The organism is Petrotoga miotherma DSM 10691 (assembly GCF_002895605.1).
Classification (GTDB): domain Bacteria; phylum Thermotogota; class Thermotogae; order Petrotogales; family Petrotogaceae; genus Petrotoga; species Petrotoga miotherma.
Genome location: NZ_AZRM01000010.1, coordinates 1 through 25,129, shown reverse-complemented (window position 1 = coordinate 25,129; position 25,129 = coordinate 1). Strand labels below are relative to the sequence as shown.

Annotated in this window: 13 protein-coding genes and 2 CRISPR repeat arrays; of the genes, 2 read left to right on the top strand and 11 right to left on the bottom strand. The window is 33.8% G+C overall.

What is annotated here, in order from left to right; all coding sequences use genetic code 11:
- Positions 1–530: 530 nt before the first annotated feature.
- A CRISPR array of direct repeats spans positions 531–3,217; the repeat unit is 30 nt; unit sequence GTTTCCATTCCTCATAGGTAGGATAAAAAG.
- Between the two features lie 348 nt (positions 3,218–3,565).
- From X928_RS01840 to cmr1, 6 genes are all read right to left on the bottom strand, one after another.
- Positions 3,566–4,549 (bottom strand): hypothetical protein, encoded by a 984-nt coding sequence (locus tag X928_RS01840; RefSeq protein WP_211286419.1) that lies wholly within the window; start codon positions 4,547–4,549, stop codon positions 3,566–3,568.
- Entirely contained in the window at positions 4,512–4,940 is a 429-nt protein-coding gene (locus X928_RS01835) for a hypothetical protein (protein WP_103078212.1), read from the bottom strand. Before X928_RS01835 ends, X928_RS01840 begins: the two co-directional genes overlap by 38 nt.
- 3 nt (positions 4,941–4,943) lie before the next feature.
- The gene (gene cmr4, locus X928_RS01830; RefSeq protein ID WP_211286418.1) at positions 4,944–5,879 is read right to left on the bottom strand and encodes a type III-B CRISPR module RAMP protein Cmr4; all 936 of its coding nucleotides are present in this window, start codon (positions 5,877–5,879) and stop codon (positions 4,944–4,946) included.
- Positions 5,876–8,959 carry a CRISPR-associated protein Csx11 gene (locus X928_RS01825; RefSeq protein WP_103078211.1) on the bottom strand — a complete coding sequence of 1,028 codons (3,084 nt, stop codon included), beginning with the start codon at positions 8,957–8,959 and terminating at the stop codon, positions 5,876–5,878. Before X928_RS01825 ends, cmr4 begins: the two co-directional genes overlap by 4 nt.
- Before the next feature lie 69 nt (positions 8,960–9,028).
- Positions 9,029–9,793 (bottom strand): RAMP superfamily CRISPR-associated protein, encoded by a 765-nt coding sequence (locus tag X928_RS01820; RefSeq protein WP_211286417.1) that lies wholly within the window; start codon positions 9,791–9,793, stop codon positions 9,029–9,031.
- A 64-nt stretch (positions 9,794–9,857) separates the two neighbouring features.
- Positions 9,858–11,189, bottom strand: a complete 1,332-nt coding sequence (cmr1, locus tag X928_RS01815) for a type III-B CRISPR module RAMP protein Cmr1 (RefSeq protein ID WP_103078210.1) — start codon at positions 11,187–11,189, stop codon at positions 9,858–9,860.
- A gap of 569 nt (positions 11,190–11,758) precedes the next feature.
- Positions 11,759–14,584: direct repeats of the CRISPR family, unit length 30 nt; unit sequence GTTTCCATTCCTCATAGGTAGGATAAAAAG.
- Between the two features lie 290 nt (positions 14,585–14,874).
- Between cmr1 and crcB the strand changes: the two genes are divergently transcribed.
- Positions 14,875–15,252, top strand: coding sequence for a fluoride efflux transporter CrcB (gene crcB / locus X928_RS01810; RefSeq protein ID WP_103078209.1), 378 nt, complete (start codon positions 14,875–14,877; stop codon positions 15,250–15,252).
- A 59-nt stretch (positions 15,253–15,311) separates the two neighbouring features.
- Positions 15,312–15,662 (top strand): DUF190 domain-containing protein, encoded by a 351-nt coding sequence (locus X928_RS01805; protein ID WP_103077262.1) that lies wholly within the window; start codon positions 15,312–15,314, stop codon positions 15,660–15,662.
- Positions 15,663–15,776: 114 nt separating this feature from the next.
- Here X928_RS01805 and X928_RS01800 read toward each other — a convergent pair whose 3' ends face one another.
- From X928_RS01800 to X928_RS01780, 5 genes are all read right to left on the bottom strand, one after another.
- Entirely contained in the window at positions 15,777–18,299 is a 2,523-nt protein-coding gene (locus X928_RS01800; RefSeq protein ID WP_103078208.1) for an adenosylcobalamin-dependent ribonucleoside-diphosphate reductase, read from the bottom strand.
- A 94-nt stretch (positions 18,300–18,393) separates the two neighbouring features.
- Positions 18,394–20,961: an alpha-glucan family phosphorylase gene (gene glgP / locus X928_RS01795; RefSeq protein ID WP_103078207.1), complete on the bottom strand. Its 2,568-nt coding sequence runs from the start codon at positions 20,959–20,961 to the stop codon at positions 18,394–18,396.
- Between the two features lie 123 nt (positions 20,962–21,084).
- A complete protein-coding gene (locus tag X928_RS01790; protein WP_146026617.1) occupies positions 21,085–21,819 on the bottom strand; it encodes a hypothetical protein in 735 nt (244 codons plus the stop codon).
- 512 nt (positions 21,820–22,331) lie between these two features.
- Positions 22,332–24,059, bottom strand: a complete 1,728-nt coding sequence (locus X928_RS01785; RefSeq protein WP_103078205.1) for an NAD+ synthase — start codon at positions 24,057–24,059, stop codon at positions 22,332–22,334.
- An 81-nt stretch (positions 24,060–24,140) separates the two neighbouring features.
- Positions 24,141–25,043 carry a phospholipase D-like domain-containing protein gene (locus tag X928_RS01780; protein ID WP_103078204.1) on the bottom strand — a complete coding sequence of 301 codons (903 nt, stop codon included), beginning with the start codon at positions 25,041–25,043 and terminating at the stop codon, positions 24,141–24,143.
- Between the last annotated feature and the right edge of the window lie 86 nt (positions 25,044–25,129).

Here is a 25,129-nt window from a genome sequence, read left to right as displayed (position 1 = left end):
CTATTTCCCATGATTTTGATAATTTGTTTTCAACCCCATTATATCATCTAAAAATCTAAAAAAATTCATTAATTTGCATTAGCTTTCAGTAACAATTTTAGCTCTTCTAATGTAATACTTTAAATATTTTTCTTTATCTGATTGTGGATTTGCTCTTAGGATAAGAAAAAAAGCGAAGAAACAAGAAAGATGCTTTAAAAAAATGTTTCAATTTCTTATTGTTAGAATAAAAATCTATGAAGTTAAGAAAAATGGAGATGATTTGAGAATATTTATATTCATCAAAGAAAAGATAGGATAAAAAATCCAGAATTTTAAAAGAAGTCAAACGGTTACACAGGTTTCCATTCCTCACTCCCACCTTCCATTCCTTTCTCTTCTTCATCTCTTTTTGAACAAAAGGAAGAAAAAAAGCCTCACATTTACAGGTTATCTTTTCTTTCCTACTTTCAGTTCATTAAAATAAGGTTAGTAGGAAGGAAAGATTACTTGGAAGCTGAGAGATAGTATTGTTTTCATTCCTCTCCTCATCTTCTATTCCCCATATGTAGTATAAAAAGCTGAAGAGCTTGAATATTTACAGACTTACCATCAGTGTTTCCATTCCTCGCCCCTACCTTCCATTCCTCATAGGTAGGATAAAAAGGGTCAGGACACATGGTTGGAAGAATTCGAATTGGTGGGTTTCCATTCCTCTCCAACCCCTCCATTCCTCATAGGTAGGATAAAAAGTATATGATATAAATACTAAAATGTTTAAATTCAAGTCAGGTTTCCATTCCTCATAGGTAGGATAAAAAGGAAGAAATTGATAAGCAAATTAAAATTTTAGAAGAAGAACGTTTCCATTCCTCATAGGTAGGATAAAAAGAGGACCCAGATCATCTAATGAACCTAGAAACAGCTTTAGCTTAGTTTCCATTCCTCATAGGTAGGATAAAAAGGTATAACTAATTTACAAGGTGGTACAAGTAACTACAGTGTTTCCATTCCTCATAGGTAGGATAAAAAGGTAAAGATTTCGCAACTCAAGCGACACTTGCTCAAGGTTTCCATTCCTCATAGGTAGGATAAAAAGACTTTGCAACTCAAACAACTTTAGAAGCTTTGAATTGTTTCCATTCCTCATAGGTAGGATAAAAAGTCAACAACAATAACGGTATCCTATCAAAAGGTTGTGGTTTCCATTCCTCATAGGTAGGATAAAAAGTCTTGTAGACAAAAAATATCCTTATTGTTTTTTACTGTTTCCATTCCTCATAGGTAGGATAAAAAGTTGTAAGATTGTTGATTTTTTGTATTGATATCCAAGTTTCCATTCCTCATAGGTAGGATAAAAAGTAGACGTGCTAATGCTGGTCAAAGAAACCAAATGTTTCGTTTCCATTCCTCATAGGTAGGATAAAAAGTAGAAGGCTTTTTCAATGGCGAAAGTGAAAAGGAAATGGCGTTTCCATTCCTCATAGGTAGGATAAAAAGCCACTCTTTTTGCCTTTTCAAACTTTCTAATATACGTTTCCATTCCTCATAGGTAGGATAAAAAGGTTAAATACCAAAACATTAATTTTGTCTTCGTAGACTAGTTTCCATTCCTCATAGGTAGGATAAAAAGCTTGAGAAAAGAATTATATTATTATAACTTTCGTTTGGTTTCCATTCCTCATAGGTAGGATAAAAAGTTGAAAATGAGGATAATTATTTCTATTATGGTTTTGTGTTTCCATTCCTCATAGGTAGGATAAAAAGGGTATTTATCAAGGCAAGCCTATGGAACCCGTATACTAGTTTCCATTCCTCATAGGTAGGATAAAAAGCAGGAGTAACTCAAAAACAAGAACCCGTTGATGTTAGTTTCCATTCCTCATAGGTAGGATAAAAAGAATCTAAGAAATGCATTAGAGCCCGAACATTAGTAGGTTTCCATTCCTCATAGGTAGGATAAAAAGGATAGGAGATTGAGCTTGCCAACCTTGAATATTTCAAGTTTCCATTCCTCATAGGTAGGATAAAAAGCCTTATTATCTTCCATAACTACACCTTCTTTTTATCGTTTCCATTCCTCATAGGTAGGATAAAAAGCAGAAGCCGCTATAAATCCTACAACATTTTCAGAAGTTTCCATTCCTCATAGGTAGGATAAAAAGTAGGTCTAAAGTAGGAATTTTTGAGGTCTTACTTCAGTTTCCATTCCTCATAGGTAGGATAAAAAGAAAATCCTCATCAACAACATTATCTGAGGGAGTTACATGTTTCCATTCCTCATAGGTAGGATAAAAAGTGGAGTCTGCCATTAACCAAGCTAGACAATTCGTTAGTTTCCATTCCTCATAGGTAGGATAAAAAGATGACTTGGAAAACAGCTCCAGAGACTAAGTTAGGGTTTCCATTCCTCATAGGTAGGATAAAAAGCCAGAAATAAACGATGATATCGACGAAATCAAGACTGGTTTCCATTCCTTATAGGTAGGATAAAAAGGAGGAAATGGCACGGTATATTACACAGTCTTAGGTTATGTTTCCATTCCTTATAGGTAGGATAAAAAGTCATTTGACGCTGAAAGGTATGTGTCTACCAAGTCAACGGTTTCCATTCCTTATAGGTAGGATAAAAAGGTGGCCTTGCGAATGGTTGGAACGAAGCTGATGCCGGGTTTCCATTCCTTATAGGTAGGATAAAAAGTGACAATTGGGATGTTATACTTTGTTATACTGACATGTTTCCATTCCTCATAGGTAGGATAAAAAGTCATCATGAGCTTAAAAAGCTTAAACTAATCTAATTGGTTTCCATTCCTCATAGGTAGGATAAAAAGAGCTAATTTAGACTTTCAGACTTACTCTATTTCTCTTGTTTCCATTCCTCATAGGTAGGATAAAAAAGTTCCTCAACTTCTTCAATACGTTTAAGTAAAGCCAGATTTCCATTCCTTATAGGTAGGATAAAAAAGTTCCTCAACTTCTTCAATACGTTTAAGTAAAGCCAGATTTCCATTCCTTATAGGTAGGATAAAAAGCAAAGAACAAGAAAAAGTATGGAAGCAGCTTGTAGAATTTCCATTCCTTATAGGTAGGATAAAAAGTGGGAGCAGCTTTTACACTTGAAAAGCGTATCGAAATAGTATTTCTATTCCTTATAGGTAGGATAAAAAGTTTATTATCTTCTTCTTTGTATTTTAAACGTAAATCAATTTCCATTCCTTATAGGTAGGATAAAAAGGCGTAAGATAGCTATAAATACTATATCATAAAAAATTACGATTGTCAATCAAAATTTTGAGAAATTGTTAAAAATCAATTCAAATATGCATGATATAAGCCTTGTGATTTTTAACACTTGTCTGTCGATCCCCGGGGATTTTTATCTTATTGGTGGTCGACAGACATTTTTTCATACCTTCCTGCTTTTTATGTTAATAAAATATATTACAAGAGAGACCTTGATTTTTAATTTAAAATACGTGATTATTACTAATTTCTAACCCGATAAGTGAAATTCCTATAATCGTATCTTTGATCTTTAATCCTTTTAAATAAGGTTGTGCTTCTTCTATAACTCTTTCAATTATCATCCTGTTCTTCTTTTTTTAATGTTTATAAGAGTACCATCGTAATTTAATTCTGCCTCATATTCTCGTTCTCCTGTAACTCTTGTTCCAGGAGTCAAAAAGGGTTTAACTTTTGAAATGTTTTTTCCTGGAGCATTATTGAAATCTTTGGACGCATTATTATTTTCACTTTCCGGGTCATAATATACCCTTCCAGTCAAAAGCTCTATGTCCCCTTCAAATTGAATTTCACCAGAATACTTTAAATGCTGTAAAAGAGGTTTATTGTTTTCTATTTCCACTCTTACTTGTTCGCCTTGTTCTGAACTATTTATTTCCAAGGGAATATTATTCCCAACTGCATCTATTTCAACATGTCCGAATCCATACTTCGATTCTCCTCCAAGAATCAATTCTTGAATTATATTAAAGTTATTAATAGTTATTGAATTTGTATCTAGTTGAACTGGATGCTCACATATTTTTGCTGAATCTCTAATCCAAATATAGCCTGCAATTTTCACATCCTTGATATTTCCTTTTTCATCTCTGAATTTGTTGTTTATAAATTCAATTTCATGAAGAGTTTCATCTTCGGCAGTTTGACTTTTTCCGTTAATCGCAGTTGAAATCCTACTGCCAATGAACATATGTTCAAACTCTGTTTGTGGAATACTACCATACTTTAAACCAACATCAGTATAATAAGGGGTATAAACAGTTTTTCCATCATAAAGATAAAAATTTGAAAATTTAAAATTCTCCATTACTTCACGACCATTATTTTTATAATTGCATTTTTGTGAACTATCACTCTGAGAATTATTCTTCAAGAATTCTGTAATCCGTTTAGTTATAGCCCCCCAGAAATTTTTTCCAAGCACATAATATCTTGTAGGTGAAACAACTGAACCTTTAAAGGGAGTGTAACCGATATGAAGAGGTGATTTTAATTTAAAAACAACACTAAGTTTTTGCCACATTGTTTTCACCAACTTTATCATTTTTACCAACCTTCACATGGTACAATGCATAAGTTAATGTACGTTCTAAAATCTTTTTCATAAAAAAAAGTTTATCGATATCTTCAGCTACATTTTGTAATTCTTTACAAAATTCAGAAAAGTCATCTGGAAACCGATCTGCCGAATTATTATCAAAAAAATATTTTTTTATTTCATTATTATTCAGTAATTCATTAATCCGGGTTCTTATTTCTTTGTCTTTACCTTCAAGCCAAAGAAACATTGCATAAACACCATCTTTCTGCAAAACTCCAAGTGCTTTTCTAAGATTGTTTTCAAGTGCTTTTCTAAGGTTGTTTTCAATATTAGAATTGTGGATTTTACTTATTTCTTGACCGTATTTCATGCAGATATAATCAAGATTCAACATTTTTTACTTCCCTCCTGATTTCTCTTTGTTATTGTCAATATTCAACAACTCAACCCTACCAAATCCTCTTGTTCCCATTCCTCCGATACCAAGAAGTTTGAAATATGACGAAACATCTTTCATTTCAATATCAATATCACCTTTTTCCCTAGTTTTATCCTTAACTACTTCAAACCCTAATATTGTGCCTCTTGGAATAGCTTCATAAGTAAACAATGCTCCTTCAGCCGCGGTTCCGGTTGTTGGATCTATTTTCACCGATGTTCTGATTTCTAAATTATCATTTACTATATGCGAAAATAATTTTTCAGAAACAATAACAATTCTTTGCACATAATCTAAGATACCTTCATGTTTAAATTTACTGGAAAGTAAATTTTCAAATGTATTATCCAACGAATCAACTTCTAACAAAAGCCAGCCAAGGTTAATCTCATTTTGTTTTATACCCTTTAATGCATATGCTTTATCATCATTATTTTTCGGGAGTGTTATTTTTTCTCCGTGATCATCTTTTAATTCCCCAAACCAATATTCAAGTATTTCATTCGTTGTAACCCATACCGTGCCCTGTATCGAAGAAACAGGGAAGAAAATAATTTGCCCATCATAAAATCTTAACATACCTTTACTTTCGCCAGTTCCAAAATACGATTTTACCTTTTCTTCTGCACAAGTTCTTTTTTCCTTTTCCGTGGATTTATTCTTGCACTCATCTTCATTCTCCATTTTATGGAGAATCGTGAACTCCCTTATTACGCCTGCAATTGCTGTTCCTGGTATTTTAGGAATATCTGTTGCAGGATCTCTGACTATGGTATTATCTACTCTACCTAGCCTATATCCACCAGCTCCAATGTGTATCGGATCAAGAGCTTTCATATAAAATGTTTTTGGTTCCAAGTCTTTGACATTTTCATTTTCCATATCTTCCCTCATTTTTCCTCAACCCCCTCTTTCAATATATGTCTGAATAAAATGATTGTATCCAACAATGCTTTATTTTGAGAAGAATTAATAAGTAAGAATCTGGTTTCTTCCGACAACTCATCCCATTTTTTACCAAATGCATCTTCTAATGTAGCAACAGCGAACTCTTTGAATATATCTTCTTTGTTATTATCTTCTATGTTTCTCCATTCCCTTAGTTTTGTAATAAAAGACTCCTCAATGAAATTAATTTGGGAAGTTGAAATATTAGCAGTTAGAATATCCCATAATTCCAATAACTCTGAAAATTGATATTGATAATATGGTCTTTTTGAAAATAATTTATAATCTCTGTCCCCCCTATTTTCTCCTTCGTAATATATGTTGTATCTATCCGTAGTTCCTAATAATAATTCGAAATCAAAATAACCTGGTAAAATTTGGTAAATTTTGCCCTTTGAAAGTGAAGAGAGGTCATCAAGCGTGTATTTCCCTTCCTCACGCTTTTTTATGGAATAATAACCGTAAAACCCTTCATTTCTAAGTGAATCCACATTCCACCATATATTTGTTGGTATAGCTTTTGTAAACCCTGATCCAGCTAACATTCTTTTTTCAGCATCAAGTAAAACATACAAAGGGAATTTTCTGTTTGTTACTAAAAGTTTGGCATTTAACGGCAACTTCCCTAATACCTTTTCAAATCTTTCATTGTAAAGCTTTGATATCAATTCTAAAATTTTTATAGCGTCAGAAGCAGGGACAATCATTCTCAACGAGAGAGGAGATTTATTAATTTCAATTAGAGGGATGTATTCTTCAGTTTTTATATTATTAGGTTCTATTTCTTCTTTTAATAGATTTTCATTTGGTTTGTCCTCCAACGCAAGGTAGTTGAATCCTTGTTTTAATGCTTCACAAACGGCATTTTCTCCAGTTTCATCTTCAGACTTAAACTTATCAAGGGATTCTATGGTGTAAAATTCTCCATTTTTTGTGTGAAGGACCAGAAGATTCTGTGGGTTTAATTCTTCTTTTTTAATTAGATATGGAGTATTTTCTTTTAATTCTTCTCCTTGTTTCAGCTTAGATTTCAAATTATTATTATCAATAGAAAATTTCAATCTCCCCCATTTATTAGAATAAATTTTATTTATTATTTCTTTTATAATCAATTCAAAGAATTCTTCTGTTTCTTTCCATATTCTATATATTCGAGCTGGGGATGGGTTTTGGGTAAAAAACCATCTTTGTAGGTTAGTCACATTAAAAGGCTTTGGCTCAATGAGCAATCGTAGATTCTCCATAAGATCTTCGATGTAAATGCCATTTTTATCTTTGTCTGAAACCACCTTAATATCCTCAAAAAATGTGTCTAATATTTTTGCTATTTTTTGTTTATCGTTGTCTTTGCTTTTTTGGCTTCTAGTATTCCACCAATTTAAAACTAAACCTAAAAGTTTATAAATTACTTCTTTTTGGGGTTTGAGAACAAAAGTTAATTGATTTTGTTGTTTTTCCAATTCTTCTTTACCTTTGATGAATTTTTCTAAATTTTTTTTGGCAGATTCTTTCAACTTGGCTTTTTCCATATTTTTTATTGTTTCTTCTTTCTTGTCAATATCATTCCTAATTTCCTTTTTCCACTTCTCGACAACTTCATGCAAAGGTTCTTCTGCCTTATTTAACCACTCCTCAAAAGTTTGACTAAAAATCGTTCCAATCATTGTTCCATCAAGCCATTTATCAAGATTAAAATTTAGAGAAAGTAAAGCAACACGGTTATTTTTATCTGCAACTTCATCCGTCCAGATTGTATTTTCCCTATTGTTAAACCAATCTTGTAACCTTCCTTTTCTTCTCTTTTCACATATATCACACCTTTCATTACTTACAGGTTTTGTTCTCATTCTGCACACAGGGCATACATCTTTACGATCTTCATCAGTTTCAGGAAGAGGAATATCTGGATTACTACCTATTTGTTTCTCCCCATTTTCAACAAATAACATTGGACTCATTTTAGGAATGTCTCTCTTCTCAGCGGCAGATTTTAACTCGCTGCTAAGAATCGTAAGTGTCCTTGAGGGCTTGCTAAGGGTGAAAAAGGGCCAGATTTCATTATCACTTTTGTCTCTTAAAATCTTCAAACTTTCCTCTGCGCATTCTTTTGCCAGTTCTTTTGCATTATCATCCTTCAAGGTAGGAAAAGTGAAGTAAACTCCATTTATGTCTTCATATATAGCATTTCCAATTGGTATTTCGTCTTCAAATTTCTCTTTCAATTCGATCTTCGTTTCTTCAATAATCTCATTTCTTTTTAAAATATCTGCAATCTTTTTACCTTTGTTTATAAAACCGATACCATCCCAGCAAAAACCAAGCGCTCGCCACTGAAGCTCGCCAGGATCAGGTTCTTCATCCAGTGCAATCTCGCATAATACTGATTTAAATAACGAAGCTGTCGAATAAGAATGGTCCCACAGTGTAACATCATTTGAAGGAATTCTTGTTTCTCCTAATGCATGTGAAAAAGTGGTTTTAAGATTATTCAACAATCCTTTTCTAAAGCAAGATAAATCAAGCTCATCATAAATATAATTTTTGAATAACCCTTTTAAATTATCCTGTAAATCATCGAACCTTTTTTGAAGACTCGTTAGATCAATTTTTTCTTTTTGATACCCAAAAGGAGAAGAGATAATTGTATTATCTAATCCTTGCTGCCTTCTTACGATACCTTTGTCATCAGCGGAGTCTTTGTGATCACATGTTTTCAACAATTTTACTAACTGATATTTAGGATCTTTAAGATCTTCATCCTTATCATGATGTTTAGTAATGAGAGAATAAATACCTGACTCTATGTTATTAATCTTGAATTTGAATTTCTCATCTTTAATGTATCTCACCAAATAATCATCCAAAAACTTATCAATATCTCGGGCATGATGAGGCAATCCTCTAATATTTTCTTTGGATTTAGTTTTTACAAAGTTAGGATGGCATTTACCGATGTCGTGCAATAACGCCCCTATCTCCCCTGTTAAAATATTTTGTCGAGCACTTTTGATTTTCTCAAAGTACATTCATCTCACCCCTTCAATTACTGTCGAAAATGTATATAATAAATGCTAATTGATCGATCACTTTTTTTCTCATTTGTATGCACCATGGTTAACAGTTTTGTTTACTTCGGTGTATAAGATTGAGAAAATTGATTTCATATCCTCAGGATAAATCTCTACATTTTTATCTTGCAGCTGTTCTATAATTCCAAACCCAGATGTTTTCTTTGCAGAAAAGCCATAGGCGTAAAACATCAATTTTAATGTCTCAGCAAGAAATTCTAAATCCTCTTTAATCTCGTCTTCTTTGAAATCTTTACCTTTTGGATACGGAAGATATAAAAGATAAAAATCCCCATTTTTGCCTGGTTTTATTACTTCAAGAGGTATAGGTCCTTTCTTAGTAGGTGTCCTGGTATCCCTTTTTAAAGGAGTAATTACATCCTTTTCTGCTTCTTCTTCAAAGAAGGTGGGGTAAAAATATAGTCTACCTTTAGATGTTTCTTCATCGTCACCTTCAACAGTTTCACTTCCAAAAAGCCTTGTGATTAATTTTTTCTTCTTTACTTCATCCAATTCCACCTTCCCAGCAGCATATCTTAAGTGCCCCTTCCATGTTGAGGGCCTAACCATTGGCAAACCAGTTAATTTGTCCCTGAAAATAGGATTTTCAAAAATTTTGCCATCAATTATATGGAACTCTCCCTCATCCTTGCTTGTATAGGGCTTCTTAAGAGTAAAAGAAATTTTTATTAAAACTGAATCTTGAGGAAGATTTTTTAGGTCATCAGCAGTAGGATAAAAATCTTGGATATTTATATCCTTTTTTAACTTGCCCTGAATTTCTTTTTTCACTTGGGCAAGTTCAACATCTTTATAAGTCTTTGCCTTACTAAGATAATAATCATAAATTATTTCATCATTCATAAAAAACACCTCTGTTATTTATCAAAAGTGTGGGATCTAAATCCCATTTTTCCTGTATGCTTTCAATCAAAACAGGATTTTCTATAAAGTCAAAAGTTTGCTTCCAAAAGTCTTCATCTTTGAATTTAACTTGTAATAACTGCTTAATTTCTTTTCTACTAACATTTATCTTTTTAGGAATCTCTGGAAGCCATCCCCAAATTCTCATTTCCCACTTAGGTTCTTGATTATTCTTGTATGCATTTTTGTTATATATATGAGATACAAAAATTTTTGACCCTGTTTTCCCGATAATCTGGTCTTTCGTTATATTTCCTTTTTTGCAAACTTCACAATAATATTTTTCTCCATCCTTTTTATCTTTTTCAATGGAATGTTCCCAACAATCTTTATGAATTGGCTTTATATTTTTATTTGATATAAATCCCATTAATAAATGTCGTAAAACTTGATTGTTTTTAAATTTATCTCGAAATAGTGATCTTATTTTGTTTCTAACCCATGGCGATGTTGGAAGATATGGATAAGAAGAAAATACTTCTTCTCCCAACGGTTCATTATCTTTTAAATCTTTTATTGATTTGTAACTACTAGAACCAATTAACTTCAAAATTTGGTTTATAAAATTGGGATTAATTGGTATTTTATAAAAGAAAAATTGATCTAATCTTGGCAAAGGTACTGTATAAGGGACTAGATGGTCACTTTCTGCTTGTCGAGGAAAAGTAGTCTTAGATAATTCCAATTTCTCTTCAACATCAACAACACCAAAACCTTTTTGAACACCTGCCCCTAATCCCCAACTTGAAGCTAAAGTAAACAAGTTTTTTAACAAGTCAACCTTGTTAGCATCTTCAATAATAAATCTTAATTTATATTTTCCCATTAATCCGCCATTATTGACATATTCTTTAGCCCTCTCACTATTATAATATCCAAGAAAGAAAGGAAAACGAGCGTTAGGTATTTCCTCAATAACGAACGGAGCACAACCCTTTTCTACTGTTTCAATTTCTAACTTAAACTTCCTTGACCATCCTGTACATCCAAATAGTTGACAAGCTGAACAGATTTGCTCGTTTAATGCTTCCGACATGGTTTTACCGGATTTTAGTGCCTTATTGAATTTGTCATGTTCTAATTTGCATCTTAAACTTTCATTTGTTGGATCACAAGCATAACCTCCCAGCCCTCTAATTAACGCCTCATACCACCATCTAAGGCTACCAATTATGCCAGTCTCTCTTAATGTAGAACTCTTTCCACTAGCATCTCCTGTCCATATTGGAGTCAAAGGTTTGATAGTAACGCTAAATTCCTCCATTGTGTTCCCCCCTAACAGGCATTATCTTCTTTCTCTTTAGAATTATTAACAAATAGTATTAGTTTCATTCTGTAAAATATTTTAATAATAAAAGATCTTCAATTTACAAAGTATAAAAATATTATAACATGCTTTATTAATTTATTTATAATAAATTGATTCTCTTTCAAAAAGTGGGATTGTAAAAAATGAATTATAAACAAAGGAAAAATACTCTTTTAATCATTAGAAGAATAAATTATTCAATTATAAACTCCTCTTATGCAACAAAATATCTTGTCCCCTTTTTCCATTGGTAAAGTTAGTTAACTCCAGTTTAAATTCCCCATTATTTTTCTAAGTGAGTCAAAAAAAATATCTTATAAAGCACTTCACAAAAACAAATCACTCCTTGCTGTGAACATTCACAACAAAGGAGTGATATTTTTAAGAGCAAACTTAATGTTTAAATACTTGGCATTAGTATAGAATCAGCTTACTCAAACTACTTCGATAAATCTCTTATTTCAGATAATTTAAAACTTGGAATATTTTTCTTTCCCTCCCCCAGCTTTTCATTCCTCTCTCCATCCTCCATTCCTTATAGGTAGGATAAAAAGTGATGATACAGTCAAAAAAATAGATCCCTCAACAGGCACGTTTCCATTCCTCATAGGTAGGATAAAAAGGCATCTGCACACGGAGCTTCTGGAAGTCGATCTAAGTTTCCATTCCTCATAGGTAGGATAAAAAGTGAACCTGTTGAACCTGTACAGTACGCCCTTTTTCAGTTTCCATTCCTCATAGGTAGGATAAAAAGTTATTGAATCAACTAAGAATATTGATCAAAAGCCTGTTTCCATTCCTCATAGGTAGGATAAAAAGAGAAATGACAGTTATTCAAAGAAGTTTTGTACTGAAGTTTCCATTCCTCATAGGTAGGATAAAAAGGTGTCATAAATCTTTACTATTTCTTTTATCTTTTGGAGTTTCCATTCCTCATAGGTAGGATAAAAAGGATACCCACAGGATAACCTCCTCAATTAGTTTAGAGGGTTTCCATTCCTCATAGGTAGGATAAAAAGCTATCCGCTGCCGTGAACCATCCCTTGACTTCTAGAGTTTCCATTCCTCATAGGTAGGATAAAAAGGGGTTAGAAAATTAAACTTAAGGAGGTCTTAAAGTAGTTTCCATTCCTCATAGGTAGGATAAAAAGGAGTGTAATATTCTCAAATGATTTTAGAAAAGAATGTTTCCATTCCTCATAGGTAGGATAAAAAGGAACAGCAAGCCCGTTATTTTTATTTACTCTTCCGATGTTTTCATTCCTCATAGGTAGGATAAAAAGCAGAAGTTCCATTGAGAGAAAGACAAGGCTTAACAAGTTTCCATTCCTCATAGGTAGGATAAAAAGTTTAGGGAAGTAGTAGATACTTTAAATACACTTGTGTAGTTTCCATTCCTCATAGGTAGGATAAAAAGCAGATGTTTTGGTTATCAAATTAGAAGTTTATTAGAGTTTCCATTCCTCATAGGTAGGATAAAAAGGATACCTCAGATGAAAGTTCAGAAAAGACATAATCTAGTTTCCATTCCTCATAGGTAGGATAAAAAGGATAAAGAAGAAGATCCAGAACGTAGAGTTGATTTGCGTTTCCATTCCTCATAGGTAGGATAAAAAGTTAGCTGCAAAAGCAACGGATGTCGCAATTACAATCTAGTTTCCATTCCTCATAGGTAGGATAAAAAGCTTTATGGAAATATAATGCGTGGAGAGATAAAGACAAGTTTCCATTCCTCATAGGTAGGATAAAAAGAAAAACTTAGCAACCATCCTATAAACCACTCGGGTTTGTTTCCATTCCTCATAGGTAGGATAAAAAGTATTCACCTCTTTTTTATCCCTTTTGCTCCGTTGGAGGTTTCCATTCCTCATAGGTAGGATAAAAAGTTATACACTACTTCTTTGTTTTCAAAGTAAGCTTGGTTTCCATTCCTCATAGGTAGGATAAAAAGGTGTCATAAATCTTTACTATTTCTTTTATCTTTTGGAGTTTCCATTCCTCATAGGTAGGATAAAAAGGATACCCACAGGATAACCTCCTCAATTAGTTTAGAGGGTTTCCATTCCTCATAGGTAGGATAAAAAGGTAACAGTGAACTCAGAGTTACAAAGGGTGTTCCCTCGTTTCCATTCCTCATAGGTAGGATAAAAAGGAGTTAAGAAAAATTGTTCCAGAGAATTTTAAAATGTTTCCATTCCTCATAGGTAGGATAAAAAGAATTAGAAAGGAAAATTAAGGAGTTAGAAAAGGGGGGTTTCCATTCCTCATAGGTAGGATAAAAAGAATTAGAAAGGAAAATTAAGGAGTTAGAAAAGGGGGGTTTCCATTCCTCATAGGTAGGATAAAAAGTTAGCCGCAGGTATAGCAGCTCTTGGGGCTTTAGTTAGGTTTCCATTCCTCATAGGTAGGATAAAAAGTGATATAGAAAGTAGTATATTTGAAGAAGGAGAAGAAGTTTCCATTCCTCATAGGTAGGATAAAAAGATATGCTCAAAGGAAAACAGCTAAAGGTCGAATTATGTTTCCATTCCTCATAGGTAGGATAAAAAGCAAGTTTCAGAAGGTGCAACCGATCTAAACCTCCAAAGTTTCCATTCCTCATAGGTAGGATAAAAAGGTAGAATGCCACAGGGAAAGCAAAACATTTGGGACGAGTTTCCATTCCTCATAGGTAGGATAAAAAGAAAAATTATGCATGTATTCATTCCTACATCTTCAACGTTTCCATTCCTCATAGGTAGGATAAAAAGTTGATAGACTCGGAAGTACAATCGTCGCTTTAGGAAAGTTTCCATTCCTCATAGGTAGGATAAAAAGGCAAGCAGGCAGCTAGAAAATTTCTTTGTGGAACTGTTTCCATTCCTCATAGGTAGGATAAAAAGTAAAATCCGAATTTTCTAAAAAATCATAAATCTTTTTATGTTTCCATTCCTCATAGGTAGGATAAAAAGTTCAATACTGTTGAATATAATAATAAAGGAAATAAAGTTTCCATTCCTCATAGGTAGGATAAAAAGTTCCAACTTAATCCTCATCTTGAGCGGACTTATTTTGTTTCCATTCCTCATAGGTAGGATAAAAAGTAGTAGACGCTATTTCAAAGTCTGGGGCTATAGGCTGTTTCCATTCCTCATAGGTAGGATAAAAAGTCGTGGGAACCCAAAAAAATAGAAACATTTAAAAGAGTTTCCATTCCTCATAGGTAGGATAAAAAGGCATAGGGTTCTTTTCAAGGAAAGCCTTTTTCAATGGAGTTTCCATTCCTCATAGGTAGGATAAAAAGAAAAAAAAGTTCTTGAAATTGTGAAACAAGAAGAAACGTTTCCATTCCTCATAGGTAGGATAAAAAGGCATAAGATATCTATAAATACTATATCATAAATAATTACGATTGTCAAACAAAATTTTGAAAAATTGTTAAAATTCAATTCAAATATACATGATATGATGCTTGTGACTTTTACCACTTGTCTGTCGATCCCCTAGGATTTTTACCTTATTGGAGATCGACAGACTTTTTTTATTATTTTCTTTATCTTCTATTTTAAGGTCTCCATAAATATTATAACTTTTTTTGTTTTTGAATAATTATAATATATAATAATGTTAAAAGATCTTTAGAAAAAGAAAGGAGCCAAATATGGTAGAAATTTTCTTTGTAGGGTTAGGAGGATTTTTTGGAGCGATTAGTCGATTTTTGCTTTCGAGGTGGGTTAGCTTGAAACTTGAGGGTGTTTTACCTTATGGTACTTTAATAGTTAATGTTCTTGGGTCTTTTCTTCTTGGATTTATAATGACCTTTTTCCTAGAGAAAGGTTTAACTCATCCTTACCTTAGATTGGCAATCACCACGGGATTTATCGGTGCTCTGACTACTTTTTCAACCTTTAGTTATGAGACAGTTGTTCTTATTGAAGAACGTGATTGGTTCTTTGCTGTAATGAATATCCTTTCGAATTTGCTCTTAGGTCTTGTTTCTGTTATGGGGGGCATTATTCTAGCAAAGGCTATTAGCTAATTCCGTTTTCTTAATAAATTTATTTAAATTGCTAGGTAGTCCATAGAAAGGAGAAAATTATGCAATATTCAGGAGAAGGCAAGATTTTAAAAATATATATTGGTGAAACAGATAAATGGAATCATGAGCCACTTTACCACGTTTTAGTTAAGAAGTTTAAAAAGGCTGGGATGGCTGGTACTACTGTCATTAGAGGCATAGAAGGTTTCGGCTTAAATAGTAGAATAGAAAGTGCACATATTTTACAATTATCCTCAGATCTTCCTTTGATAATAGAAGTGGTAGATGAGGCTGAAAAGATTGAAAAAATATTACCTGAGGTCCAGGAATTAGTTAAAGATGGATTAATTACTGTAGAAGATGTAAAGGTAATTAGTTATTCTAGTAGTAAAAAAGTAGATAAAGAATAGCTTCTGATAATAAAATCCACGTTATTAAAATTATTATAGCTAAGTCGTATTTACGATATAAAAACCCGGTGAGCATTTCCACCGGGTTTGAATATTTGTTATATATATATATTTTTAAGAACACTTTGACCATCCGCAAGTGGTGCAGGTAACACAGCCTGATTCGTTTATCAGGGTATTTTTAGATAAGCAGCTTGGGCAGTATGCGTTGCCTTCTGAGTCTATATAATATCCTTTTTCGTATTTTAAGTCGTTGGCGTATACGAATTTTTCTACTTCTTCCCTGGTTTTCGGCGTTCCCGTTCTTATTACTTCATAATCTTCTATTTGAGATCCCCATAATTGGTTGAAATCGTTGAGGGCTTTGCTTATTTCTTGTGCCAATTCTTTACAATATGTTCCCTTAACTTTTTTTAATTGCTCAACTATTTCATCAGTTGAGACGCCCGCTCTTAAAGCTATGGATGATAATCTTCCAATAACCTCTGCAGTTTCTGTGCCATCTGATAGAAAGATTTCTACGGCTTCACCGCCATCATCGAAGGAAACGGTGACGTATACTGTTCCCGTGTCGTGTTTGAACTTTCGTGTGACGCTTCGTAAGGTTTCTTTTCTTGGCCTTGCCCTTAGTTTATGCTTTTCGTCCAATACGAAGAATGTAACGCTTTTGCCTTGTGTTTCGGATGTTTCTTTTTCTTCTTTGGAAGCGGAGGTTAGAACTTGAGTTTCAAGGCTCCCATCTCTGTAAATAGTTAATCCTTTTAGATTTAATTCTAATGCTTGTAGATAGATAGCTTTAACGTCTTCTATTGTTGAAGATTTAGGCATGTTTATAGTTTTAGAACATGAAGCATCAAGATAACTTTGAATTACGTGTTGGGCTAATAAATGATCTTTTGGTGGTATGTCCATTGAGGTTACAAATATTTTTTTAATTTCGTTTGGTATGCTGTCTATATTTTGAATGCTTCCTTTCTCAATGATTTCAGCTTTTAACTCTTCTGTCATGTTGGTGCCTATTTTTTCCATTAATATTGGATTTATATAAGATAGGGGAACTCTGTCTCCTTCTTTGTTGGTCATGTATCTTACATAGGATAGTAAGAAATTTGGCTCGATTCCACTTGATGTGTCTGCCAAGTTAGATATTGAACCTGTTGGGGCTATGGTGTTCGTTTGTACATTTCTTTTGTATTTTGTGGCTTCGCCTTGAAAATGTTGACGTATTTTTTCATTCCATGCTTTTATGTCTTCGTCTATTTCGTCATCCAACATGGGAAATGGTATGAAACCGTCCGGGTATTTGGATCTTTGAAAATCTTGGAAATTGCCTCTTTCTTTGGCTAATTCAGTACTTGCAATATGAGAGAAATACGCTAATTCAGCGGTTAATTTTGCCATGAACTTTCTGGCTTGTTCTGAGTTGTAAGGTAGCTCTTTTATGTATAATGCATCTGCTAATCCCATCATTCCTAATCCAATAAATCTTTGCTTTTTCGATATTTCTTCAATTTCTTTTAGAGGGTAGATGTTTGATTCTATGACGTCATCTAAAAATCTAACAGCCCAATATATTATTTCTTGGAATTCTGAAATATCATCCGAGTTGGGGTTTCCTAAATCCATGTCTTCAACCAACTTTGCAACGTCTATAGAACCGAGATTACAACTTCCAAAAGGTGGTAGTGGTTCTTCTCCGCATGGGTTTGTGGCGGTGACTGGGGTATGTTCACTCATTGCGTAGTATTGATTGTGTCTGCCAAGGAAGAGCATGCCAGGATCTCCCGTTTTCCATGCGTTTTCTACCATTTTGTTCATTAAATCGTTTGCCTTGATAGTCTTTCTTATGGATGATGCGGGATGTTCTAAGGTGAGATCTCCATCCTCTTCGAGCATTTTTTTGAATTCTTTTGGGTTGTCAATGTTCACTGAAATATTGAAGTAATTCAAGACATTGTTGCCTTTGTTGTCTTTTTTGGAATTTATAAAGTCAAAGACATCGGGATGATCATACCTTAGTACAGCCATTTGAGCTGCCCGCCTTGCCCCACCTTGTTCTATCGTGGAAGCTGCTGTGTTGAAAACATGCATGAAGCTAATGGGTCCGGAGGATTTTCCCCCTGTTCCAGCAATAGAAGAACCTTTTGGACGTAAAACAGAGAAGTCGTATCCCACTCCTCCTCCATATTTCATTATTAAAGCAGCATTTTTTACCGCATCGAATATGGCGTTCATTGAGTCGTCCATAGGGATTACAAAACATGCAGATAACATGTTGTGTTTTGTTCTTGAATCAAAAATTGTTTTGTAGTCTTCTAAAGTTGTTTCTTCTATATCTTTTTTGAATAATTGTCTGTCCATTGTTTTGCCTGCGTTGAATATCGTTGGACTGTTTGGTAAGAAAATTCGAGATTTAATTAGTTGATAAAAATGCTCTTCTGCATTTTTTATTTCTTCTACATCGTTGGTATAGTTTACTTCAGCTGCAGCAACATGTCTTGCAATCCTTTTTGCAACTTCATCCCATGTGCTTTCTAAATAATTCCCTTCGCCATCTTTTAAGAAATATCTGTCTTTTAATATGGTGATTGCATTCTTCGATGGTTCTTTTTGGATCCATTTATTTAAAACTCTCATGAAAATTACCCCCTTGAATCAATATATTGTACTTTTATATGATAACACGACAATATATTGAAATCAAGGGGGTCTATTAAAAATTTACAAAATCTTATTGAGGATATTTTACTAGTCCCATCAAGTAGTTTTTATGGGGCATGAGAGGATTGTTAGGTGTTACCCTTACATTTATTCCATATTCCCCCCTGTCTTCTATTTTAAATTTTACTGAGTATAGATATGTGTCTTTTTGTACTTCTTTGATGAGTTTCATATCGTACCGCCTTATATTGGCAATTTTTCCGTCTTTTAACCTTGCAAATACAACTTCTGGTAGGATTGAGTCAGGCCCTATACCTGGCAAGTATATTTCTGCTTGTACTCCTATTTCTTCTTCTGCATTTTTTACGCCAGTAATATCTTGATCGAGTTTGACATGTATTTTTATAGAGTCCCAATTTTCTTTTAATAATTTAACCCAACCGGCAAATTCTTTTGCCAATTTAAAGTCATCGTTTGAAAAACGTATGTGTTGCTCAAGAGCTGGCATATATAGTTTTTGAGTGTATTCTTTGAGCATTCTTGATGTGTTGAAGAAAGACGTGACACTTTTAATAGATTCTTTCATCTTTGATACCCATTCTTTTGAAACGTTAGATTCTTCTTTTTCATAGTACAGAGGCACTATTTGTTTTTCTAATTGGTTGTATATTGAAACACTGTCTATTTTATCCTGTAATTTCAAGTCTTCATAGTCTCTGTTGTCCCCTATGGCCCATCCATTTTTACCGTTGTATCCTTCAACCCACCAGCCATCTAAAACTGAGAAGTTTATAGCTCCATTCATTCCGGCTTTCTGGCCTGATGTTCCAGATGCCTCTCTTGGACGTCTAGGATTGTTTAACCAAATGTCAACACCCGAAACTAAGTGCCTTGCCATATCCATATCGTAATTTTCCAGAATTATTACCTTATTTTGAAATTCTGGTTTTCGTGAGTATTCGTATATCTTTTTTATGAGTTCTTGACCTGGTTTATCTGCAGGATGAGCTTTACCAGCGAATATTAATTGTACGGGTTTGTCCGGATCGTTCAAAATCTTTTTTAATCTTTCTTCATCACTGAATATTAGATCTGCTCTTTTGTAAGTAGCAAATCTTCTGGCAAAACCAATAGTTAAAGCTTTTTCATCACCTATTTGATTTACTTCTTCAAGTTGTTCAACTGTTTCTCCATGTCTCGATCTTTGTGCTTTTATGCTTTTTCTGACGTATTCTATTAATTCTTTCTTTAGTTGTTGGTGAGTTTCCCATAGTTCATGGTCAGGGATGTTGTCAATTTTTTCCCAAAGTTCTGGATCGTCTATCTTTGACATCCAGTCTACGCCCAAGTATTCTTTTAAAGATTCCTGTAATTTTGGGTTTAACCATGTGTCTATATGTACACCATTGGTGACATAGTTTATAGGTACTTCCAACCATTCAATACCAGGCCAAACATGGTTCCATAACTTCCTTGATACTTCTCCATGTAGCCTTGAAACTGCATTTGATCTTCCAGAGAGTTTTAGCGCCAAAATGGTCATTGAAAATAATTCTTCCGTGCTTTGTTGCTTTTCTAATCCTAAATTTAGAAAGTCCTGCCTTGAAGCTCCTAATTTAGGCCAGAAGTCTCCAAAATATTTATCAATTAAAGAAATAGAAAATACATCGTTTCCAGCTGGTACAGGAGTGTGAGTGGTAAAAACGTTTCCAGCCCGAACCGCTTCAATTGCTTCCTGAAAAGTTAAGCCATGTTCTTGAACTAATTCACGTATTCTTTCAAGCCCTAAGAATGCAGCGTGACCTTCATTCATGTGCCAAACAGATGGGTTGTATCCTAACTTTCTTACCGCTTTAACTCCACCAATCCCTATTAATATTTCTTGCTTTATGCGCATCTCTATGTCTCCACCATACAATGTGGAGGTTATTTCTCTATCTTCAGGGTCATTTTGCATTAGGTTGGTGTCAAGAAGATATAGGTTCACTCTTCCAACCTTTACTTGCCATACTTTAGCGAATATCTTTTTCCCCAATAGGTCTATATCGACGTATATTTCATCTCCGTTGCTATCTCTGGCAGGAATTATAGGGAAATCCGAAAAATCGTAATCTAAATATATACTTTCTTGCCAACCTTCCGAATTGAGTTTCTGAATGAAATACCCCTTTTGATATAATAAACCTACAGCTATAAGCGGTATACCTAGATCACTTGCACTTTTTAGATGATCACCAGCCAATATTCCTAAACCGCCAGAATACATTGGAAAAGATTCGTGAAGGCCGTATTCCATACAAAAGTAAGCAATTTCCCCTTCTTTAAAAGAACTATGGGTTTTTCTGAACCATGTGTTGCTATTTTCATTCATATAATCAGAGAGCCCTTTCATGACTTCTTGATAGAGTTCATTAAATTTTGAATCTTCTGCAGCTTTGTTTAACTTTTTTTGTTCCACACGCTTTAAAAAAGTGACCGGGTTTCTCTGGGTGGATTCCCAAAGCTCTTTGTCTATGTTTTCGAATAAGGCTTGAGCTTTATAATTCCAAGTCCACCACATGTTTTCAGAGAGTTCTTTTAACCCAGAAATCTTTTCTGGGATTTTTGGAACGACGGTAATTTTACTTATAAAATCCATGTTTTACCCTCCCAATATAGCTTTTGATAGAATCTTTAAAATTAGATAACCCCTTTTGGACCCAATCCCAGTAACTTTTTTAAAATAAATATAATACTTGAAAATTCTTTATTTCTAAATTTTCTAATTATTGCTCCAAAATTCTTGAGATTCCGATATCATTATTAGTTCTCCAAAATTATTGGTTGATTTTTCTAAATAGTAAATCTTGTTGAACAAGCCATACTTTTTAGAAATGAAATAAATGTAGTCTTGAGATTCACCTACTGTGCTTATTAAATTTTTTGACAAAGTAAATTCTTGTCTTTTACTTTCAATGGTGTAACTGTCCTCACTTTCTTTGATATAATCATAATTTGCTAATTCTGGAACCTCTAAAACCCTTATTCTTAGAAGGTTTTCAACAAAGGTGAAGATATCTTCCACAATTTCTTCGTTTGGTACTATGACAAATTTAAAGATATTCCCATTTTTTAGAATTACAGAATATTCAAGACCTCTGAAATCGTATGAAGGATATGAGATTACTACCATATCAGAGTTTTCAAAAAAGAAGAATCTATCGTCAAATGTTTGAATATTGAATGAACCAAACTTCGTTTTTACTGTGTAAGTGTTTGTGATATTGCTTTTTTCAATAGTTATATTGTAACCTTTGGGCGAAAAAGGCATTTTTTTAACCCGTTCGTAGCCGGTTTCTTTGATTTTTACATATGGATAGTAATAATGGTTTTCTAAGTTTTCTACGTACAAATTCCATAGTATGAAAGTTGCAAAATATATGACTGCCATAGTGCCAATGATGATTAATAAATTTTTTAGACTGTCGTTGGATTGGTCTTTTTCTTTTTCTTCCATGATTTTTTCTCCTGTTTTAATGGTTGTTTTTAGCGCCCTTTCCCCCGCTCCCCACCCTTGGACGTTAAGGGGCAAGCCCCTTAAAAACCCCAAGTTCAAAATTAAAGTTTATTGCATAGATCTGAGAAAAACATCATTTTCTACGCAAATGGAAATTTGGAAGTCAATTCTAAGGCTTTATAAAAACCTTTTTGCACAAGGCTGCAAAAGGGCTCCGCCCTGTGACCCTTTAAAAAGTAGAGCATTTTTTCGTTAATTGTTGGCATCGTTTTTTTGTAAGCTGCGCTTAGTCTTTATTTGTGCCCCTTCGCCCCGCAGCCCACCCTTAAGGAAAAAGGTCTTTCCTCTTTCATCCTCAAAAGCCCATCCGTGAGGAAAAAAGTCTTTATTTAGCGCCCCTTCGCCCCGCAGCCCACCCCATAAGGAAAAGGCCGAAGGGCCCCTTGGACCCTGCAGCTCATCCCCAAGGAAACGTCGCCTTTACCCCTTACCTAGCAACCCACCGACATTAACTACCAGGGAATATATTTATTAGTAATTGGCATTCTTCTGTCTTTTCCAAAACTTCTTTCAGTTAGTTTTATACCAGGAGCAGATTGCCTTCTTTTGTACTCGTTCTTGTTGACCATATTTATTACATTTTTCAATAACCCTTCATCGTATCCTTCCTGTAGTAATTCATCATAAGACATTTCTCTGTCTATATACTTGAATAAAATCTCATCCAGTAAAGCATATGGAGGTAAGGTATCTTCATCTTTTTGATTTGGTCTAAGCTCTGCTGAAGGCGGTTTTTCTAATATAGATTTTATAATAATTTCTTTTCCGTGAAGTTCGTTGTATTTTCTGGCAACTTTGTATAGGTCTGTCTTGTATAAGTCTTTAATGGGAGAGAATCCCCCGGCCATGTCTCCATACATTGTAGCATATCCTGTAGCTGCTTCACTTTTATTTCCGCATGCTAAGGCTAAATATCCATATTTGTTCGAAAATGCCATTACTAAGTTTCCCCTTATCCTTGCTTGAATGTTTTCTTCAGTTTTGTCTTCTTCAGTACTTTTGAAGCTTTCTTTCAAATTTTCAATATATTTTTCGTATATGTCATTTATCGGAATTATTTTGTAATTTATTCCTAAATTTTTGGATAGTTCTATCGAATCGTCGATACTGCCTTTAGAAGAGTATTGAGAAGGCATTAGTAATCCTAAAACATTTTCAGGACCTATAGCGTCCGCAGCAATAGCCGCCGTGAGCGAGGAATCTATTCCTCCACTTAGTCCTAATACAACTTTTTGGAAACCATTTTTCCATACATAATCTTTTATCCCTGTTTTTACAGCGAGGTACAATTGCTCGTATAGATCAAAAGAGTCAACTTTGATAGCTTTTATAGGATTTTTTCCCGTAATCTTTTTCCCTATTTTGATTGTATTTACACTTTCATAATAGGCACTTTGATTGTAATGTTTCCTTTTTCCTTCCCTTAAATTCGCTCTAGTGGGTTCTAGGGGATCTATATCTATAAAATACAACCCTTCTTCAAAAGAAGGAGCACTTAATTCTATTTCTCCGTATGGGTTAATTACAACGCTTCCACCATCGAAAACCAACTCATCTTGTCCACCTACATTATTGCAATAAGCAATCCAACTTGATAACTCTGATGCTCTAGTTTTGAGCATTTCGAACCTTACCTTATTTCTTCCCTTATAAAAAGGAGACGAAGAAAGATTTAAAATCAAATTGGCTCCGTTTTGGGCTAAGGAAACAGCCGGTCCATTGGGAACCCACAGATCTTCACAAATTGTTATTCCTATTTTGATCCGTTCAATTTCCATTAAAAAAGGTGTTCTACCGGCAGTAAAATATCTTTTTTCGTCAAAAACAGAGTAGTTTGGTAAGAACATCTTTTTATAACTACCATAGATTTCCCCTTTATAAATAACAAAAGCAGTGTTGTAGGATTCAACATCCCAGTCAACAGCACCTAAAACTATTACAACATCTTTAGATTCGCTAAAATCTTGTATTTCTTCTATACTTTTCAAAGAATCCCTTAAAAATTGAGTTTTTAAGATTAAATCTTCGGGAGGATAACCATTTAGAGTTAATTCTGGAAAGAGTATCAGATCGGCACCTTTTTCGTCTGCCTTAGAGATGAAATCTTTTATCTTTTCAATATTTCCCTGATAATCGCCAACTGTGGAATTCATTTGGGCCAAAGATATTCTTATTTTCATAGCTAATTTGTGCTTTTAGTTGATTTTTTAAAAGCACAGGCCTCCTTTTTTGGTATTGAAAAAAAGAAACACCAATATATTTTACCATTCTTGCCATAATAAATCAAATTTTCTATTTATGATGTCAGCTAACCCTTTATTTTTAATTATTACAACCATTTCGTCATTTTTCTCTCTTGCCCTGTAGGTCAGATTGTAACTTCCTATAATGACCATTTCTCCATCTATTGTTACACACTTTGCATGAATGTCATTTCTATACTTTATATTTATGCCTTGCATATATTTTAATGGTGATGTGTAGATTTTGTTCCAATCGTCGGATAGTATTTCAACAACTACATTATTGGAGGAAGCTTGTTCCAAGATATGGACGAAGTAGGGATCGGTGAAAGAATATGAAAAAACTTTTATAGAAATTTTGGATCTCTTAATCTCATTTAAAACTGAGTTAAGGACCTCTTTTGATGGCCCAGTTACTATTTTTACTTTCCCGAATTCTGTCGTGTTTAGGCGCTCATTGATTGCTTTTTTTGAATATCCAAATTTACCTCTTTGAAAGTTTTCATATTCAGCAAGAAAAACTTTTACGATCTTTTCATCTTCGGTGTAGATAAAGATGTTTAAATCTGTTAATAAACCGCTTGCAGTAAAATTTCCGGTTCCAAATAATACTGAGTTGTTATCAAAAATCATATATTTTTGATGTAGATAACCATCGGTGTTTTTGTCATATTTGATGTTTAAATTTAAATCACCAGAATATCCACCATCTTTTTCTAAAAATATTTGGTGATTTATAGCTGATAATTTTTTAGAAATTGTGTCATCCAAACTGAAAGATACAACTTTTACTGAAGTGCTCGTTGTTAGTTTTTGGTTTATAAAGTGTGCTAATTCTCCACCGGAGAAGAAGAGTTCATAGGAAAAAAGCGAGGTAAAGAAAGACAGAAATAATGCTGTTAAGATAAGTTTTGCTTTCAATGTTGTTAAACCTCCGTCCTGTGAACTTTTGAAGCTTTATTATAAAATTTCTTCTAAAACTTACTGTTAGCGCCCCTTCGCCCCGC